Source organism: Thalassovita sp. (genome assembly GCF_963691685.1).
Taxonomy (GTDB): domain Bacteria; phylum Pseudomonadota; class Alphaproteobacteria; order Rhodobacterales; family Rhodobacteraceae; genus Thalassobius.
The window spans coordinates 1,309,807-1,327,416 of record NZ_OY829290.1 but is presented as its reverse complement, the minus strand read 5'-3'; the positions used below and the strand labels follow the sequence as shown (position 1 = coordinate 1,327,416).

Annotated in this window: 17 protein-coding genes; 5 read left to right on the top strand and 12 right to left on the bottom strand. The window is 61.1% G+C overall.

Annotated elements, in window-relative coordinates; translation table 11 throughout:
• Window positions 1–22 precede the first annotated feature (22 nt).
• On the top strand, window positions 23–1,237 hold the full coding sequence (locus ACORLH_RS06480; RefSeq protein ID WP_321831812.1) for a UbiH/UbiF family hydroxylase: 1,215 nt from the start codon (window positions 23–25) through the stop codon (window positions 1,235–1,237).
• A gap of 132 nt (window positions 1,238–1,369) precedes the next feature.
• Here ACORLH_RS06480 and ACORLH_RS06475 read toward each other — a convergent pair whose 3' ends face one another.
• From ACORLH_RS06475 to ACORLH_RS06465, 3 genes are all read right to left on the bottom strand, one after another.
• Window positions 1,370–2,497, bottom strand: a complete 1,128-nt coding sequence (locus ACORLH_RS06475) for an aminotransferase class V-fold PLP-dependent enzyme (RefSeq protein ID WP_321831811.1) — start codon at window positions 2,495–2,497, stop codon at window positions 1,370–1,372.
• Between the two features lie 70 nt (window positions 2,498–2,567).
• Window positions 2,568–3,038, bottom strand: coding sequence for an Lrp/AsnC family transcriptional regulator (locus ACORLH_RS06470; RefSeq protein ID WP_321831810.1), 471 nt, complete (start codon window positions 3,036–3,038; stop codon window positions 2,568–2,570).
• On the bottom strand, window positions 3,035–3,490 hold the full coding sequence (locus ACORLH_RS06465) for an Lrp/AsnC family transcriptional regulator (protein WP_321831809.1): 456 nt from the start codon (window positions 3,488–3,490) through the stop codon (window positions 3,035–3,037). Before ACORLH_RS06465 ends, ACORLH_RS06470 begins: the two co-directional genes overlap by 4 nt.
• A gap of 141 nt (window positions 3,491–3,631) precedes the next feature.
• Here ACORLH_RS06465 and ilvC point away from each other — a divergent pair, with 141 nt between their 5' ends.
• The 3 genes from ilvC to ACORLH_RS06450 all read left to right on the top strand — a co-directional run bounded on the left by ilvC (window position 3,632) and on the right by ACORLH_RS06450 (window position 6,330).
• Window positions 3,632–4,654 carry a ketol-acid reductoisomerase gene (gene ilvC / locus ACORLH_RS06460; protein WP_321831808.1) on the top strand — a complete coding sequence of 341 codons (1,023 nt, stop codon included), beginning with the start codon at window positions 3,632–3,634 and terminating at the stop codon, window positions 4,652–4,654.
• Window positions 4,655–4,767: 113 nt separating this feature from the next.
• Window positions 4,768–5,688 carry a DMT family transporter gene (locus tag ACORLH_RS06455; RefSeq protein WP_420719806.1) on the top strand — a complete coding sequence of 307 codons (921 nt, stop codon included), beginning with the start codon at window positions 4,768–4,770 and terminating at the stop codon, window positions 5,686–5,688.
• A 54-nt stretch (window positions 5,689–5,742) separates the two neighbouring features.
• Window positions 5,743–6,330, top strand: coding sequence for a hemerythrin domain-containing protein (locus tag ACORLH_RS06450; protein WP_321831807.1), 588 nt, complete (start codon window positions 5,743–5,745; stop codon window positions 6,328–6,330).
• Between the two features lie 39 nt (window positions 6,331–6,369).
• Here ACORLH_RS06450 and ACORLH_RS06445 read toward each other — a convergent pair whose 3' ends face one another.
• Both ACORLH_RS06445 and ACORLH_RS06440 read right to left on the bottom strand, forming a co-directional pair.
• On the bottom strand, window positions 6,370–6,840 hold the full coding sequence (locus ACORLH_RS06445; protein WP_321831806.1) for an SRPBCC domain-containing protein: 471 nt from the start codon (window positions 6,838–6,840) through the stop codon (window positions 6,370–6,372).
• Window positions 6,833–7,159, bottom strand: coding sequence for a metalloregulator ArsR/SmtB family transcription factor (locus tag ACORLH_RS06440; RefSeq protein WP_321831804.1), 327 nt, complete (start codon window positions 7,157–7,159; stop codon window positions 6,833–6,835). The genes ACORLH_RS06445 and ACORLH_RS06440 overlap by 8 nt, the downstream gene beginning before the upstream one ends.
• 121 nt (window positions 7,160–7,280) lie before the next feature.
• On the opposite strand from ACORLH_RS06440, the gene ACORLH_RS06435 reads away from it, so the two are divergent.
• On the top strand, window positions 7,281–8,186 hold the full coding sequence (locus ACORLH_RS06435) for a DMT family transporter (RefSeq protein ID WP_321831802.1): 906 nt from the start codon (window positions 7,281–7,283) through the stop codon (window positions 8,184–8,186).
• Here the strand turns inward: ACORLH_RS06435 and folP are convergent.
• The 7 genes from folP to ACORLH_RS06400 form a co-directional block, all read right to left on the bottom strand.
• Complete coding sequence (gene folP, locus ACORLH_RS06430) at window positions 8,176–9,177, bottom strand: dihydropteroate synthase (protein ID WP_321831801.1); 1,002 nt, start codon at window positions 9,175–9,177, stop codon at window positions 8,176–8,178. The two genes, ACORLH_RS06435 and folP, sit on opposite strands and share 11 nt — an antisense overlap.
• Before the next feature lie 14 nt (window positions 9,178–9,191).
• Window positions 9,192–10,112: a dihydroneopterin aldolase gene (locus ACORLH_RS06425; protein WP_321831800.1), complete on the bottom strand. Its 921-nt coding sequence runs from the start codon at window positions 10,110–10,112 to the stop codon at window positions 9,192–9,194.
• Window positions 10,113–10,200: 88 nt separating this feature from the next.
• Complete coding sequence (locus tag ACORLH_RS06420; protein WP_321831799.1) at window positions 10,201–10,857, bottom strand: cell wall hydrolase; 657 nt, start codon at window positions 10,855–10,857, stop codon at window positions 10,201–10,203.
• Window positions 10,858–11,035: 178 nt separating this feature from the next.
• Entirely contained in the window at window positions 11,036–13,585 is a 2,550-nt protein-coding gene (locus tag ACORLH_RS06415) for a putative PEP-binding protein (RefSeq protein WP_321832785.1), read from the bottom strand.
• 389 nt (window positions 13,586–13,974) lie between these two features.
• Window positions 13,975–16,035, bottom strand: coding sequence for a glycine--tRNA ligase subunit beta (gene glyS, locus ACORLH_RS06410; protein ID WP_321831797.1), 2,061 nt, complete (start codon window positions 16,033–16,035; stop codon window positions 13,975–13,977).
• 1 nt (window position 16,036) lies between these two features.
• Window positions 16,037–16,564, bottom strand: coding sequence for a DUF6446 family protein (locus ACORLH_RS06405; protein ID WP_321831796.1), 528 nt, complete (start codon window positions 16,562–16,564; stop codon window positions 16,037–16,039).
• Window positions 16,565–17,515 carry a glycine--tRNA ligase subunit alpha gene (locus ACORLH_RS06400; RefSeq protein ID WP_321831795.1) on the bottom strand — a complete coding sequence of 317 codons (951 nt, stop codon included), beginning with the start codon at window positions 17,513–17,515 and terminating at the stop codon, window positions 16,565–16,567.
• Between the last annotated feature and the right edge of the window lie 95 nt (window positions 17,516–17,610).

Here is a 17,610-nt window from a genome sequence, read left to right as displayed (position 1 = left end):
CGGGCAATAGAGAGGCAGTCCAATGCAAAACACAGCGCAGAACATTGATGTTGATATTGTGGTGTCCGGTGGCGGCGTCGCCGGGCTGACGGCCGCAGCGCTTTTCGGGCAGGCGGGATTTTCGGTGCTCTGCGTCGATCCCACGCCGCCGGTCACGGAACGGGATGCGCAAGGATCCGACCTGCGTACCACCGCGTTTTTGCAGCCCTCGCAGGCCTTGCTGGAACGCGCAGGCCTGTGGCCCCGGCTGGCGGATGAAGCTGCCCCCCTTCAGATCATGCGTATTGTGGATGCGGGCGGCGCCCTGCCAGAGCCGCGCATCGTCAAAGATTTCAACGCCTCCGACATCTCGGACAAACCCTTTGGCTGGAACCTGCCCAACTGGCTGCTGCGGCGGGAGTTGACGGCACATCTTGCGACGCTGGACAACGTAGAGTTCCGCGCCGGAACCGGCACCACCACCCTGTTCACCCGCAGCACGATGGCGCGGGTTGGCCTGTCGGATGGGACCACTGCCACCTGCAAACTGGTGATTGCCGCCGACGGGCGCACCTCCCCCATGCGTGAGGCCGCTGGCATTCGGGTGAAAACCACCCGCTACGGACAAAAGGCGCTGGCCTTTGCCGTCACCCACCCCATTCCGCATGACAACGTCTCAACCGAGATCCACCGCTCCGGCGGGCCCTTCACGCTGGTGCCGCTTTCAGATTATCAGGGCATGCCCTCCTCCGCGGTGGTCTGGATGGAACAGGGCGCTGAGGTGCAGCGTCTGGCGGACCTGCCCGAATCCGAGTTTGAAGCCGCGATGAACGAACGCTCCTGCCTGCTGTTCGGCCCCTTGTCATTGGCATCGCGCCGCACTGTCTGGCCGATCATCAACCAAGTGGCAGAACGGATGGACGGCGAACGTGTTGCGCTTGTGGCCGAAGCCGCCCATGTGGTGCCGCCCATTGGGGCGCAAGGGCTGAACATGTCGCTGGGTGACATGCGGGTACTGCTGGATCTGGCCGAAGCCCGCCCCGAGGGCCTGGGGGATGCGAAGATGCTGAAAGAATTCAACCGCTTGCGCCACCGCGAGGTGCAGATCCGCGCCGCTGGCATTGATCTGCTGAACCGGGCGTCGATGATTGAACCCCAGCCGCTGCGCGATCTGCGGGCTGCCGGGCTAAACGCGATCTATTCCATGCCTCAGGTGCGTAAGCTGATGATGCAGATGGGTCTTGGCGCGAAGGGCTGAGGCCGGCCTGAATAGTTCGCAGGGAGGGCGCTGCCCTCTTGGGTCAAAATGGGATTTTGCCCCAAATCACCCGGAGTATTTTTGGAACATTGAAAAGGGCCGCCGCGCGTTTTTGCAGCGGCCCCGTGTTTTTCAGAGAACCTTGTCGAGGACGGTCTTCAGGCGGGCGAGCGTTGCGTCCACGTCATAAAGCTTGTCTAGGCCAAACAGACCAAGGCGGAAGGTCATGAAGCCCTCAGGCTCATCGCAGGCCAAAGGCACACCGGCCGCGATCTGCATCCCTTCGGCGGCGAATTTCTTGCCGTTCTGGATCTCAGCATCGCTGGTGTAGCTGACCACCACACCCGGGGCGCCAAAGCCGTCGGCGGCGACAGAGGTGATGCCTTTTTCGGCCAACATCGCCCGCACACCGTTGCCCAGCTCCCATTGCGCCTCACGCAGCCTGTCAAAACCGTAGTCACGGGTTTCGACCATCGTGTCCCGAAAGGCACGCAGCGCGTCGGTGGGCATGGTGGCGTGATAGGCGTGACCGCCGTTTTCATAGGCCACCATGATGTCGCGCCATTTCTTCAGATCGATGGCAAAGCTGTCTGCGGTGGTGGCGGCCAGCCGTTCCTCCGCCCGTTTTGACAGCATCACCAGCCCCGCCGAGGGGGAGGCTGACCAGCCCTTTTGCGGCGCGGAGATCAGCACGTCGACGCCGGTTTCCTGCATGTCCACCCAGGCACAGCCCGAGGCGATGCAATCCAGCACCATCAGCGCGCCAACCTCATGGGCGGCTGAGGCCAGCGCTTTGATGTAGTCATCCGGCAGGATCAACCCGGCCGAGGTTTCCACATGCGGGGCAAACACCACCTCTGGCTTGGCCTCACGAATGGCGGCTACCACCTCATCAATCGGGGCGGGCGCAAAAGGTTCGGTCACCCCGTTGCCGGTTTGACGCGCCTTGAACACGGTGGTTTTCGCAGTGAAATCCCCCGCCTCGAAGATCTGGCTCCAACGGTAGGAAAACCAGCCGTTGCGCACGATCAACGCGTGGGCGTCATGGCCAAACTGGCGGGCCACGGCCTCCATCGCGTAGGTGCCGCCACCGGGCACGATGGCCACAGCATCCGCGTTATAGACGCCTTTCAGCATCGATGAGATATCGGTCATCACCCCCTGAAAGGCGGCGGACATGTGGTTCAGTGAGCGGTCGGTGAAGACCACCGAAAATTCAAGCAGACCGTCTGGATCAACGGTATCGAGCAGCGCAGGCATGGCTTCTCCTTTGTTTTCTATGCGACCTGTTTATGCGGCCCGGCGACAGGGGCCAAGGGGCATTATAGAACTAGCTGGGCGCCGCGCCTAAGGGGCCGGGCCGACGTTCCTCGGACAGGAGCACATTGGCCTCCACATTCCCGGCGCCGGGCAGCGTCATGATCCGGCGGCGCAAAACCCGTTCAAAATCGGAAATGTCGCGGGCGGTGACGCGCAGCCGGTAGTCATACATGCCCAAGACATGCTCCACCGTCTGCACCTCAGGGATGGCGGAAACGGCACGTTCAAAATCCTCCAGGCTGGCGCGGCCTTTGGTGGCCAGTTTCACGCCAAGGAAAACGGTCACGCCAAAGCCCAGCTTCTCCTTGTCCAGATCCAGCTTGCGCCCGGCAATGATGCCCGCGTCCTGCAACCGTTTGATCCGCCGCCACGTCGCAGGCTGGCTGAGCCCGAACCGCCGCCCAAGGGCCGAGGCGCTCTGTGTGACGTCCCGCGACAGTGCCAGCAGGATCTGGTGGTCGATATCGTCAAGGTCGATCATATCGGCAGGCTTTCGTCTGATTTGATCCGCGCCACATGCATCAGCGCTTCGATGTCGTTGATATGCGGCAGGGTCAGGATCTGGCGGCGATAGATATCCTGATAGTGGCCCATGTCGCGGGCAATGACCGACAGGCGCACATCGACCTGGCCCAGGAAGGTCTGAATCTCGATCACCTCAGGGATCAGCCGCGCGGCCTCCATAAACTCGTCAAAGGCGCGGGTCTGGGTTTTGTCCAGTGTGATGCGCAAAGAGACTTCCACCTCAAACCCAAGCGCGCGCCAATCGATGATGGCCTGTTGGCCGCGCAGCACACCACTTTCACGCAGCTTGTCCAGCCGGCGTGACAGGCGCGAGGTGGTCAGCCCGATCCGATCCGCCAGATCCGGGATCGAGGTTTCAGGGTCGCTTTGCATGTAGCGCAATATGCGCCGATCCAGATCATCTAGCATGATTTTTCCGAAAATTCGCAGATTGACGAATAGCTACGGCAAAAATTGAACATTTTCCATTCCCTTCACACTCGCACACGCAGATTTTCTGCCTATGCTCAACCTCAGACAAACACATCTGACAGTGAAGAGGAGCGCCCCATGCGCGTTTATTACGATCGCGATTGCGACATCAACCTGATCAAAGACATGAACGTTGCGATCCTAGGCTACGGCTCGCAGGGTCACGCCCACGCGCTGAACCTGCGTGACTCGGGTGCGAAAAACGTTGTTGTTGCCCTGCGCGACGGCTCCGCCTCGGCCAAGAAAGCCGAAGCAGAAGGCCTGAAAGTTATGGGCATCGCAGAAGCGGCAGCCTGGTGCGACGTGATCATGTTCACCATGCCCGACGAACTGCAGGCTGAAACCTACAAGAAATACGTTCACGACAACATCCGCCCCGGCGCGGCCATCGCGTTTGCCCACGGCCTGAACGTACACTTCGGCCTGATTGAGCCGAAAGAAGGCGTTGACGTGATCATGATGGCGCCGAAAGGCCCGGGTCACACCGTACGCGGCGAGTACACCAAAGGCGGCGGCGTGCCCTGCCTGGTAGCCGTTGACACCGACGCCACCGGCAAAGCGCTGGAAATCGGCCTGTCCTACTGCTCCGCCATTGGTGGCGGCCGTTCGGGCATCATCGAAACCAACTTCCGTGAAGAGTGTGAAACCGACCTGTTCGGTGAGCAGGCTGTTCTCTGCGGTGGCCTGGTAGAACTGATCCGCTGCGGCTTTGAGACCCTGGTTGAAGCTGGCTACGCGCCGGAAATGGCCTACTTCGAGTGTCTGCACGAAGTTAAGCTGATCGTGGACCTGATCTACGAAGGCGGCATCGCCAACATGGATTACTCGATCTCCAACACTGCCGAGTACGGCCAGTACGTTACCGGACCGCGCATCCTGAACTACGACGAAACCAAAGCCCGCATGAAAGATGTTCTGACCGACATCCAGCAGGGCAAGTTCGTGCGTGACTTCATGCTGGAAAACGCTGTTGGTCAGCCGACCATCAAAGCGTCGCGTCGCGCCAACGACGAGCACATGATCGAGGAAACCGGTGCCAAACTGCGCGCCATGATGCCCTGGATCTCGGCCGGCAAAATGGTCGACAAAGAAAAGAACTAATCGGATTTTCCGGTCAAGGCTTGGCGGGCTCTGCCCCGCCGCCTAAAGGTTCTGGGGCGCGCCGGTTTTCGGGGCGCCCTTTCAATTTGAAATCCCATTTTCGGAGCAGCGCCATGATGGCCAGTCAGCCCAACCAACCCGGCCTGATCAACTGGATCAAACTGATCACCCTCGGCATCATCTGGGGCGCGTCGTTTATGGCGGTTTCGGTGGCGTTGAACGATATGGGGCCGATGAGCATTGCGGCTGTGCGCATCCTGATCGGCGCGCTGAGTGTTCTGGCACTGATCCGCGTGATGGGGATTTCCTTGCCGTCGCTTAGCAGTGGTGAGGGCCGCATCATTTGGCTTGCCGCCGCGGGCATGGGGTTCTTTTCCAATGCCCTGCCCTTCACGCTGCTCAGCTGGGGGCAGACCTACGTCAACAGTGGCTTTGCCGGGGTTTGCATGGCAATTGTGCCGCTGTTTGTGCTGCCGCTGTCGCATGTTTTTGTACCCGAGGAACGCATGACCTTCCGCCGAACCTTGGGCTTTTCGGTTGGCTTCGTTGGGGTGCTGGTGCTGATCGGTCTGGATGCCTTCGCTTCTGCCGGGACCGATTTTGAATCGCTGGCCCGCATAGCCTGCCTGGCAGCCTCGCTCTGCTATGCGATTGGGGCGATCATCGCCCGGCTCTGCCCGCAGGTGAACATGCTGTCGCTTTCGGCCGCTGCACTGATCTGTGGCTCTGCCATGATTGTGCCTGTCTCGCTCTGGCAGGAAGGGGTGCCAAGCCTGCCCTCAACCACGCCATTGCTGGCCATCCTTTACCTTGGGATCTTCCCCACCGCCGTTGCCCAGATCCTGCTGGTGCAGGTGGCGCGTTCAGCCGGGCCGTCCTTCCTGGCGACGGTGAACTATCAGGTACCGGTCTGGTCGGTGATCTTCGGGGCCCTCCTGCTATCCGAAGCGGTTCCGCCGCAACTGTTTGCGGCACTGGCCCTGATCCTTGGCGGGCTGCTGCTGTCGCGCCAGCCCAGCCGCCAGACCGCCTAACAGCGCACAAGACCGGTTCACCGTCGCACAGCTCATGAGGTTGTATGATACCCCATGCCGCCCCATCTGCCTGTCATGACCCAATATGACATCACCGTCAGACAGGGGCTGCCCGAAGACATGCAGACCCTGCTTCGGGAGTATCCGCGCGACGCTTGGCCGGATCACCCGAATTTCGCCGCTTCCATCGAACGCTGGATGGGGGCTCATACCATGTTCCGCCAGATCGCTGAGATCGTGGCGGTCGATACCGAAGAGATGCTGGACAAAAAGCTGGATCCGGACTGGTACGCGATGCGTCTGGGCCATTTCGGCAATGCGCTGGTGCGCAATCTGCATGGCCACCACACCTGGGAAGACCGCAAGTTTTTCCCTGAACTGATGGCAGCGGATGACCGGTTCATCGACGGGCTGGAGATGCTGGAGGCAGACCATCATGAGATGGACGGCTTGCTGGATGGGCTGGTGCAATCGTCGAACCGGTTCATCAAGCTGATGGACCTGTCGCGACGGGATGCGCCCAATGAACTGCCGGATGTTCTGACAAATGCGCAGGCTATTCAGCGGTTCCTGGATCGCCACCTCACGGATGAAGAAGACCTCACCGTGCCAATCCTGTTGCATCACAAACTGCGGGGGTAATCGCCCCGCCATCAGGGGGCTGAGGTCGGGCAACCGACCTCAGCTGACGATCAGCGCAGCCGCATAGCATTCCCGCAGCACATGATCCCACCCCGGGACATATTGCGGGCGAATGGCTGCGCCATCGGCAATGCGATCCCACCCGTCGTGGCAAAGGGTGACCTCCGTTTCAGCCTCAGCAAGCGCTGCGAACTGCACTGTGACGAGGGTGGCGCGTTCAACCGGGTGTCCGGGGTGCCAGGTGAAGGCGACACGCTGTGGCGGCTGCCATTCGGTCACCTGCCCCCAATCACTTTCGCGACCATCCGGCAGCACCTCATAAATCCGCCCGCCAAGGCGCCCCTCCATCACAATATCGGTTGGCTGCGCGCCCTGCCCTGCGGCAACCGAATGGGTGCTGGCGGGCCACCATTGCGCCATCCGTTCTGTGAACACCTCAAAGGCAAAGGCCTGCGGCACCCGGACTGTCAGATGCTTCTCAATCGGCTCCACTGCGTGCAGGTCAGTCATCACGGCTCTCCTTGGCATACTGCGCTTCGACGGCTTGGGCATAGGCCGCCAATGCGCGGGTCCACATGTCATCGAAGTAGCTGCGCAGCGCGGCCAGCTGAGCAGGATCCACCTGATAGAAATTATGCCGCCCCTGCCGTTCGGATCGCACAAGTCCAGCTTCAGACAGAACCCGCAGATGCTGCGAAACGGCCGAGCGGCTGACCGGCAGATCTTTCGCCAGCTCCGTGACCGGGCGCGGACCGGCCAGCAGCACCTCCAGCACCTGACGGCGGGTGGGATCAGCCAATGCGGCAAAGCTATCATTTACGTTAGTCATGGCTTATACGTTAGTACTTGCTAACCCGATTCGTCAATCCCACCACAGCCCCCTTGACCCGAGGTGGTGAAACACGTCAGGTCTCACCAGAGCAGAGGCCAGACATTAGGAAGATCACCCCATGCAGCCCGTCATCACCCGCGCCTCTTGGGCGATGGTCATCACCCTTGGCTTTGTCTGGGGCGCCACATTCATGGTGATTGAGCTGGCGCTGCGTGGCATCACACCATTCTGGCTGACGTTCGCCCGGCTTGGCTTTGCCGCGCTTCTATTGGGCACGATCTGGCAGCTGCGCGGCGGCAAACTGTGGCTGGGGGAGGAACGGCCCTGGCACTGGCTGATCCTGTCAGGGGCCCTCAGCGCGGCTATTCCGTTTCTGCTGCTCAGTTGGGGGCTGCAATTTGTAACCTCCGGCTTTGCAGGGGTGTCGATGGCGGCGATCCCGCTGATGGTTCTGCCACTGGCGCATGTGTTTTTGGTCGGGGAACAGATGTCCCTGCGCCGGTCGGTTGGCTTTGTCACCGGATTTGCTGGCGTCGCGATGCTTATCGGGGCGCAGGCCTTTGAAAGTTCCGGCCTAGAGGGTGAGATCTGGGGCCGTGTCGCCTGTGTTTCGGCCGCGATGTGCTACGGGGTGAACTCGATCATCACCCGCCGCCTGCCGGCCATCGATCCGCTGGGCCTGTCGGCCAATCTGATGATCATCGGGGCGCTGATCATCCTGCCTGCCGCGCTGGTGATCGAAGGCGTGCCGCAGATGCCCTCCGCCGAAACCATGGGCTACCTTGCCCTGCTGGGTCTGGTGCCCACGGCGGCTGCCAACCTGTTGCGGGTGCTGGTGATCCGCTCTGCGGGTTCCACCTTCATGTCGCTGACCAACTACATCGTGCCGGTCTGTTCCGTCTTTCTGGGGGCATGGGTTCTGGGTGAACCGCTGCCGCCGGGCTTGCTGAGCGCGCTTGCCCTTATCTTGGGTGGAGTGCTGATTTCACAGCTTGGCGCGCTCAAGCGGCTGTTCAGCCGCTGACCGCCTGCCAGAGGTTCAGGGCGGACCGGGTTTCAAACACATCATGCACGCGCAGGACCTGCACCCCCTGCGCCACAGCTGCCAGCGCAAGGGCGACGGAGCCCGCAGCGCGGTCACGTGGTTCAGGGGCATTACCCAGGGTGCCGATGAACTTCTTCCGGGACACACCGATAAGGATCGGGCAGCCAAGGCTGTGAAACAGCGATACGCGTTTCAGCAGCGCCAAATTATGCGCGATGGTTTTGCCAAAGCCGATCCCGGGGTCGACCATGATCTGATCGCGCGCCACACCTGCCGCAACCAACGCCTCCACCTGCTGCTCAAGGAAATCATAGATGTCCAGCAAAACAGCCTCATAGTTGGGATCATCCTGCATGGTGGTTGGATCACCCAGGGAGTGCATCACACAGACAGGCAACGCGTGCTGTCCCACATAGGGCAGCAAGGCCTCATCAAAGGTGAAGCCAGAGACATCATTGACCAAATCGGCACCGGCGGCGATGGCAGCCTCCGCCACGGCTTGTTTCCGGGTGTCGATTGAAATCGGCACACGCATTTCTTCGCGGATCGCCTTGATCACTGGCGCCGTGCGGTCAACCTCACGCGCGCGCTCAACCTCCTCGGCCCCGGGTCGGGTGGATTCACCGCCAATATCGATGATATCAGCACCGTTGTCGCGCATGTCACGGGCATGTCGCAGCGCCTTTTGGATGCCCTGAAATTCGCCACCGTCGCTGAAACTGTCCGGTGTTACGTTGAGGATCCCCATGATCTGCGGCTGGCTGAGGTCCAGCCGGGTGATGTCAGCACGCGGCGCGGTCAGCCGATCGCGCATGGCAGCGGGCAGATCCAGCGCCGAGATGCGCTGCGGCGCCTCATGGCGGCTGAGCACCTCAACCTCAGAAAACCACGCCCAGCCGCCGGCCAGCGTCAGGGCATGGTCAGGCCGCGAAGGGTCGGTTTGCACAATGGGGCGATAGTAAGCTTTCATTTGCGGCGCCTCCGTCACAGGCTGATCTGGCGTTGCGGCGCGTCTAGGCCCGGCAGGATCGGCGCATCAATCAGCACCACATCAACAGCGGAAACCTCCGCCGCGAACCATTGCAACAGGCCAATGCCGCTAAGGTCAACCGGCGCCTCGGTTGCGTCCAACACCATCTTGGCCGGGGCCCAGACGCTGACGTGCCCCTGTTTCATGGCCCAGTCGAGTTCGGTCCGGGTGTTGGCCACATTCAGACGTGCATCGCGCGCCATCAGCGCCCAAGCCGCCTGATCCTGCCGCAGCAGATCGATGTTCAACTGCGCCCGTGGTTCGGAAACCGCCGCGGCCTCGGCCTCAGGCTCCGCCAGGCAGAGGATTACTGGCACATCGCCCTGCAAATCATCCAGCCAGGCGGGTAGCCTATCCGAGGCCTGCGCGGCACGGCTGAGGAAAACCAACCGCGGCCGCAAAGTTTCTTTGGACGCCGCACCGGCCTGATCGGACCGGCTGCGCACAATTTCGACGCCCAGCTTAAACGGACCGCGATCCAGCTTCTCAATCCTCAGGAAAACCCGCCGCGCCTGCGGCTCTGCCAGAATGCGCGCAGCGATGTTATCGGCCAGCGTTTCCAAGAGGTTCAACCGCTCCGTTGCCAGTTCCGTCGCAATTGCCTCGGTCACTTTGTCATAGGACAGGATGCGGTCCACATCATCCTCCAGCGGCGCCGCAACCGGGGCCACCTCGACCACAACGTTGAAGGACAGCCGCTGGGTCAGCTCCCGTTCCACCTGAAAGGCGCCGATCTCAACCTCTACGATGTGATCGCGCAGGGAAATACGGTCCAGTGGCTGATCGGCCGTCGCAGCAGCACGGGCCTCAGGATGATCAAAGGCCAGTGCAATCTCAGCGTCGCGCTCAGGCGAAGGCGTTGTGGGGGTGGTCATGGGCTGCCTCTGACGTCAATTAAGCAAGCAAAAGGAGGCCGAAGCCCCCTTTTCCAGCTAGCTCAATTGTGTGCAGGCAGCAAGAGCCTCACTTCATCGAGACCTCAGTCGGGTGCCGGTAGAAGTGATGCACGCCGATGGTGGTGGTGCGGGCAAACTTACGCGACCAGCTGGGGCGCACAGCCTTGGTGTGATAATAGGTGGCATTGTCGGTAAGGGCGCGCGGCGCACCGTTGATCATCAGCTGCGCCACTTTGGCGACCCGATCAAAGGCTTCCGGTTCGCGCACGACCTCTTTGTGCCCGTCACAGGTATAGGTGAACTGGCACTGGTATTTGCGGCCAGTGCCCTGATTGATGACACCGCAGACCGTATCGGGGAAGCGCACGGAATCCACACGGTTCAAAATCACCTCGGCCACAGCGAACTGGCCCTTCACGCTTTCACCGCGTGCCTCAAAGTACAGCGCTTCGGCCAGACAGGCCCATTCTTCGTCACCTTTGGCCTTGGGCAGACCGTCAACAAAGCTGCGCGAATAGTCGATCTTGGCGGGGGCCTTTTTCGGGTTGAACAGACGGTCCAGCAGGCCGCCTTTGACACCGATCAGGCCGCGACGTTCCTGTTTCAGCACCTCTTCGACCTGTGCTTCGGCCACAGCGGGGCCGGCCGGCGGGGTCACAGCGGCAAGCATCAATGCAAGTACCGGCGCCGCCCAACGGGCCGGGGCGTTAAACATGCGTTTCATCTTGATCTCCTGGTTCACCGGGACGCAGAGCCTCCCGATCCTCTGGGTCAATCTGCGGCGGAATACCCAAAATCGCTGCCCGGGTCCACCCGGGAGCGTCAAAGCGGCGCATGCTAGGAATCTGATCGATTCTGATCAAGGCACAAATTTATTTAAAATTCGCAAAGATCACAGAGAGTTAGATCTTTCGCGCCCCAACCTTCTCAAGGACCGCAAATTGAGCCGCGGCCAGCCGTGCGACGGGAACCCGAAACGGCGAACAGGACACATAGTTGAACCCAGCCGCCCGTGAGAAGGCGATTGATTCGGGGCTGCCACCGTGTTCCCCACAGATCGACAGCACCAGATCAGGCCGCGCATCCCGACCGCGTTTGGCGCCGATCTCCAACAGCTCCCCTACCCCTTCGGTGTCAAGATCGTGGAACGGATCCTCGGGGAAGACCCCCTGCTGCACATAGGCGGACATAAACCGCCCCGCATCATCGCGTGACAGACCATAGGTCATCTGGGTCAGGTCGTTGGTGCCAAAGGACAGGAACGCGGTATGCGGTGCAATTTCCCCCGCCTTCAGCGCGGCGCGTGGTGTTTCCACCATCACGCCCAGACGGTAGTCAAAATCCCGCCCCTTTTCATTGCGCACTGCGGCAGCAACGGCATCAACACGGGTTTTGACCAGCTCAACCTCGCGTTTGGCAGAGACCAGCGGGATCATGATCTCCGGCACCACCGGATCGCCCTCTTCGCTGGCCTCGATCGTCGCCTCAAAGATCGCGCGCGCCTGCATGTCGTAAATCTCAGGCACGGTGATGCCCAGACGCACGCCGCGCATACCCAGCATCGGGTTATATTCGCTCAGTGCCTCAACCCGGCGGGTCACATCTGACAGGGGCAGATCCAGCGCCTCGGCCAACTCACGATGGCCGGCGCGGTCAGAGGGCAGAAACTCATGCAGCGGCGGGTCAAACAGGCGAATGCAGACCGGCAGCCCCTGCATGATACGGAACAGTTCGATAAAATCCGCCCGCTGCATTGGCAGCAGACGTTCCAGCGCCGCCGCCCGATCAGGCGAGGTATCGGCAAAGATCATTTCCCGCATCACCGTCAGGCGATCCGCTTCAAAGAACATATGTTCGGTCCGGCAAAGGCCGATGCCTTCTGCGTCAAAATTCTTGGCGGTTTGGGCATCCGCCGGCGTGTCCGCATTGGCGCGCACCCCGATGTCACGCACTGCATCCGCCCAGGTCATCAGCTGACGGAAGGCATCATCCTGCGCCGCCTCCAGCATCAGCGGCTCCCCCCAGAGGACCTCACCGTTGCTGCCGTCAATTGTGACCATATCGCCCGCCTGCAGCTCACGCCCATCGGGGGCAACCAGACGCTTTTCGCGGATATGAAACTTGATGTCAGAGGCGCCCACCACGCAGGGCAGACCGATGCCACGTGCAATCACCGCCGCATGGCTGGTCATCCCGCCCCGTTCGGTCAGAACGGCGGCGGCGGCGTGCATGCCGCGAATGTCTTCGGGGCTGGTTTCCCGGCGCACCAGCACGCAGGCCTCACCTCGTGCCGCGCTGGCCTGCGCCTCATCAGCGGAAAACACGATCCGGCCCGTTGCCGCGCCGGGGCTCGCCGCGATCCCGGTCGCCAGCGTGTCACGGTCCGCATCAGGTGCGACCTGACGGTGCAGCAGCTCATTCATTGAGCGCGGATCAATCCGGGTCAGCGCCTCTTCGCGCGGGATGATCCCATCTTCGGCCAGGCTGACCGCAATCCGCACGGCCGCGCGGGCGGTGCGCGCCACACGCACCCCATCGAGGATGTGCACCCTGCCGTTTTCGACCGTAAATTCGGCCTGCATTTCTTCGCGCAGGCGGCGACGCATCAGCCGGGTATGTTCCAACAGTTGTTCAAACAGCTCCGGCGATTGCGCCTGCAGCGATGGACCACGATCGTCTGTTTCCAGATACATTGAGGCCGAGCGATCTAGCAGCGCATCGCGCCCCTGACTTTGGCTGAGGTAACGCCCTGTGATCTGCGGTGCCCCGGTTTTGGAATTGACCAGCTGGATCACGCCGGAGCCACATTCGCCCAAGCCCAGACCATGCGCCATTTCCTGAACCACCAGGCCCAGACCCGCATCCGCTGGTGCCCCTTTGGCCTGTCGCAACAGCCTGGCCGTGGTCCCTTCCCAAGCCCGCGCCATTGAGCGCAGCACTTCTGAAAGCTGCACCGCCGGGTCCTGGGGAAAGGCTTCTTCGGTCTCATCCTCATAGGCACGCAGCGCTTCACTCAGCGCATCGGGTCCGTCGGGCAGGATGTGGTCAAACATATCCGGATCAAGCCGTGCGACATGGATCGCGTAGGCCTGCACAAAGCGCAGATAGATCGAGGTCGCGGCCTCACGGCCCAGCTGTTCACACAGGTCGACATAGCGCGCATCGTTGATACCGATATTCAAAACCGCGCCCGGTCCGCCCCAATCCGGGTCCTCGGACGAGGGGCGCACGCAGAGCAGCGCATCCTCACCAAATGGTGCCAGCATCGCCTGCAGATCCGGCATTTCCCCGGCCGCGATGGCATGCACCTCATCAAACGACAGGGCCACCGTCTGCGGCACCGGCAGGTCCAACCGCACCAGACGCTGCAGGCATTTCGCCCGCCCACCATGGGTGTCGGTCGCCAATTTGGCGGTCGGCGTGATGACTGTAATCTCGGGGACCTCGGGGATCTCGGTATTTTCAGGGTCGTGCTGCACTGCCGCATCCTTTCTGCGTCACTGCAGCATAACGGGGATATGACACAAGGCAAGGGCGTGATCACATTGGAACGCGGGGGAAATTTGCCGCAGCAGCGGCAATGAACAAGAGCAGCGTATGACCCTTTGTTTCTCGCAACTGTAAGGTCGTGCCCGATCCCGAGGGCGGATTTTTGGGGCCGATAGTGTTGCCAAACTCGCCAACGAAAGTGCAATGCAAAACCGCGCAAATCGTGCCCGCCCTTGGGGGCGGGGTCGGGCACGAACCGGCTCACTTCGTGACCCGGTGAAGAAAATACCTGTCACAAAAGCAAAAGGCCGGGTTGCCCCGGCCTTTGGTCATCCTTCTGAAGTCGCAGCGTTTAGCCTTCGACGCGGGTCAGATCCGCCACACCGCCACAGATCTGACGGATACGGCTCAAGAGGTTCAGGCGGTTACGGCGCACAACGTCATTATCGCTGTTGACCTGCACCCCTTCAAAGAAGGCATCAATCGGCGCCCGCAACGCAGCCATTGCACCCATCGCCGCCTCGAAATCTTCGGACTGCATCGCAGGGGTGATCGCGGCCTCAGCCTGATCCAGCGCGGCAAACAGCGCCTTTTCCTCATCGCTTTCGGCGAACTTCACATCCGCACCGAAGGAATATTCCACCCCATCCTTCTCCTCAGCCTGGGTCAGGATGTTGTTGGCGCGTTTGTAGCCCTGCAGCAGGTTCTCACCGTCATCGGTTTTCAGGAACGCCCCAAGGGCGCGGGCGCGTTTGACCAGCAGCGTCAGGTCATCATTGCCGGGCATCGACAGGCAGGCATCGATCACGTCATGACGCAGGCCTTCGTCCTTCAGATAAACCTTCAGGCGGTCATGGAAGAAGGACAGGAGGTCGGCGCTATCCGCCCCCTCATACCCCTTGGCAAAGACGTCAACCAAGCCGCCGCGCACACCGTTTTCCAGCACCAGACGGATCACACCCAATGCGGCCCGGCGCAGGGCGAAGGGATCTTTGGAGCCGGTGGGCTTTTCATCAATCGCCCAGAACCCGGTCAGCGTGTCGATCTTATCGGCCAGCGCCACGGTGGCGGAAACAGGCGCGGTGGGCACATCATCAGACGGACCCAGCGGCGAATAGTGTTCCTCACAGGTCGCAGCAACCTCCGCCGGCAGGCCAGCGGCCGCGGCATAGTAGCGGCCCATCAGACCCTGCAATTCCGGGAATTCGTAAACCATTTCCGAGCTCAGATCGGCCTTGGCCACTTTCGCCGCCTGTTCCGCCAGATCCGCGTCCACGCCCAGCACCGGCGCAATCTCACGCGACAGTGCGGCGATGCGATCAATCCGCGCCGCCTGGGTGCCCAGTTTGTTGTGGAAGGTCACGTTGGACAGCTGATCGGTCCAGGCCTCCATGCCGGATTTCGCAACCCGCAGGTCATTGGTCCAAAAGAATTTAGCATCAGCCAAACGGGCTGAGAGAACCTTCTGGTTGCCCGCCAGAATGGTGGCACCCTGATCTTTGGTTTCGCGGTTGGCGACGGTGATGAACTTCTCAATGCGGCCCGTTTTAGGGTTCTTCACGCTGAAAAACTTCTGGTGCTCCTTCATCGAGGTCTGCAGCACCTCCGGCGGCAGCTCCAGGAACTCCTCATCAATCGCGCCCATCAGTACCACCGGCCATTCGACCAGACCGGCAACCTCTTTCAACAAGCCCTTGTCCTCAACCACTTCCAGACCGGAAGCAAACGCCTGATTGGTGGCGTCTTGCCAGATCGCATCAGCCCGCTCAGCTGGATCCAACACAACATGGTTGCGCTTCAGCTTGAGGGAATAATCTTCAAACGAGGTCACGGCAAAGCGCCCCTCGCCCATGAAACGGTGGCCTTCGGTGGTGTTGCCGGAAGTGATGCCGTCAATGTCCAGATCCACAACCTCGGCCTCACCAGCCTCATTGGTCAGGATGCACAGGATCGAATGCAGCGGGCGCACCCAACGCAAAGACCCCGCGCCCCAGCGCATGGATTTTGGCCAGGGGAAGTTGCGGATCGCCCCTTCCAGCGCCTCGGCAATGATCGCGGCGGCCGGACGGCCGGGCTTTTCGATCGTCGCGAAGTACACGGCACCTTTCGGGGTGTCACGCTCTTCCAACTGATCCATGGTCAGACCAGCGCCGCGCAGGAAGCCTTCGATGGCTTTTTCCGGCGCACCCACTTTGGGGCCCTTGCGCTCTTCACGCACCGTGGGGCTTTCGGCCAGCACCCCCTCCAGCGCCAGCGTCAGGCGGCGCGGCGTCGAAAAGGCAGCGGCGCCCGCATAGGTCAGGCCGGCGTCAACCATGGCGTTGGTGACCAGTTTTTTCAGATCTTCCGCCGCTTTGCCTTGCATACGGGCCGGAATTTCTTCGGAAAAGAGTTCAATCAGCAAATCGGGCATATCAGTCGCCTTCCGGAGGTGTGGGGCAATCAGCAGGGGTGGGTTTGCCGTCAAAGACAACCTCACCGCAGTGGTTGATCTGGTGCCAGACATAGCCGCGTCCGTCGTCCATCACGGCGACGATACGGTCAATGCCATATTGGTAGTTTTCCTGCCCCATGAAGGCCAGGGCTTTGCCGCTTTCCAGTGCTGCGCCAACTTCTTTGGCGTCAAAGCAGTCGAACCAGCTGGGCGCGACCAGCGGTTCGGGGCGGTCAAAGATTTCATAGGTTTCCGTCATCATCGCCTGGCTCATCGTGGTGGTGAAACAGGCGCGGTAGCGGATCGGGGAGCTGTCAGAATCGATGGCCTGATAATCCTCATAGAGGATCGGCTCCGCCTGACCGGAGGCCAGCACGGTCATCACCACATCATCGGTGCCATTGGCCTGCACCTCATCGTAATAGGCGTAGACCTGCAGGTAATACATCGCAATGCCAGCTACGATCGACAAAACCAACAATGCCCCCCCAAAGAGTTTTCCGGACATTTATGCGCCCGCCTCTGCTTTGGCAGCGTCGTGTCCCCCAGCCTCGGTCAGCACGAAGGCGTCGGCACATTGTTTGGCCAGCGCACGGACGCGGCCGATATAGGCCTGACGTTCGGTGACCGAGATCACGCCGCGCGCGTCCAGGAGATTGAACAGGTGGCTGGCCTTGATGCACTGGTCATAGGCGGGATGCGCCATGATGATGCGTTTGCCGTTTTTGGGGTCGATGTGCTCTTTGGCCAGAATGGATTCGCATTCGGCCTCCGCCTCTTCGAACTGTTTCAGCAGCACATCGGTGTTGGCAACGTCAAAGTTCCAGCGGGCATATTCTTCCTCGGTCTGTTTGAAGACATCGCCGTAGGACAGCGCAATGGTGCCGTCGGGATCGTTGAACGGCATGTCCATCACGTGATCCACGCCCAGGATATACATCGCCAGACGTTCCAGCCCGTAGGTCAGCTCACCCGATACAGGCGCGCAATCATGACCGCCCACCTGCTGGAAATAGGTGAACTGGCTGACTTCCATCCCGTCGCACCAAACCTCCCAGCCCAGGCCCCAGGCGCCCAGTGTTGGGCTTTCCCAGTCGTCTTCGACAAAGCGGATGTCATGCATATCCATGTCGATGCCAATCGCAGCCAGCGAGCCGAGGTACAGTTCCTGCAGATCCGGCGGCGAGGGTTTGATCAGCACCTGATACTGATAGTAGTGCTGCAGACGGTTCGGGTTTTCCCCATAGCGGCCATCGGTCGGGCGACGCGAAGGCTGCACATAGGCGGCAGCCCAAGGGCGGGAGCCCAGCGAGCGCAATGTGGTGGCCGGGTGGAACGTGCCTGCCCCCACTTCCATGTCATAGGGTTGCATCACAGCGCAGCCCTTTGAGGCCCAATAGGCCTGAAGCCTCAGAATGATCTCCTGAAAACTGCGCGGTTTGCTGATCGTCTCTGCCATGATCCCTGCCTTATCCGGCCAAAAGCACCCCTCACTGGGGCCCATGTGAATTTGCTCGCCTTACCTACGAGGGCAACAGCGCGGGGTCAATTGCA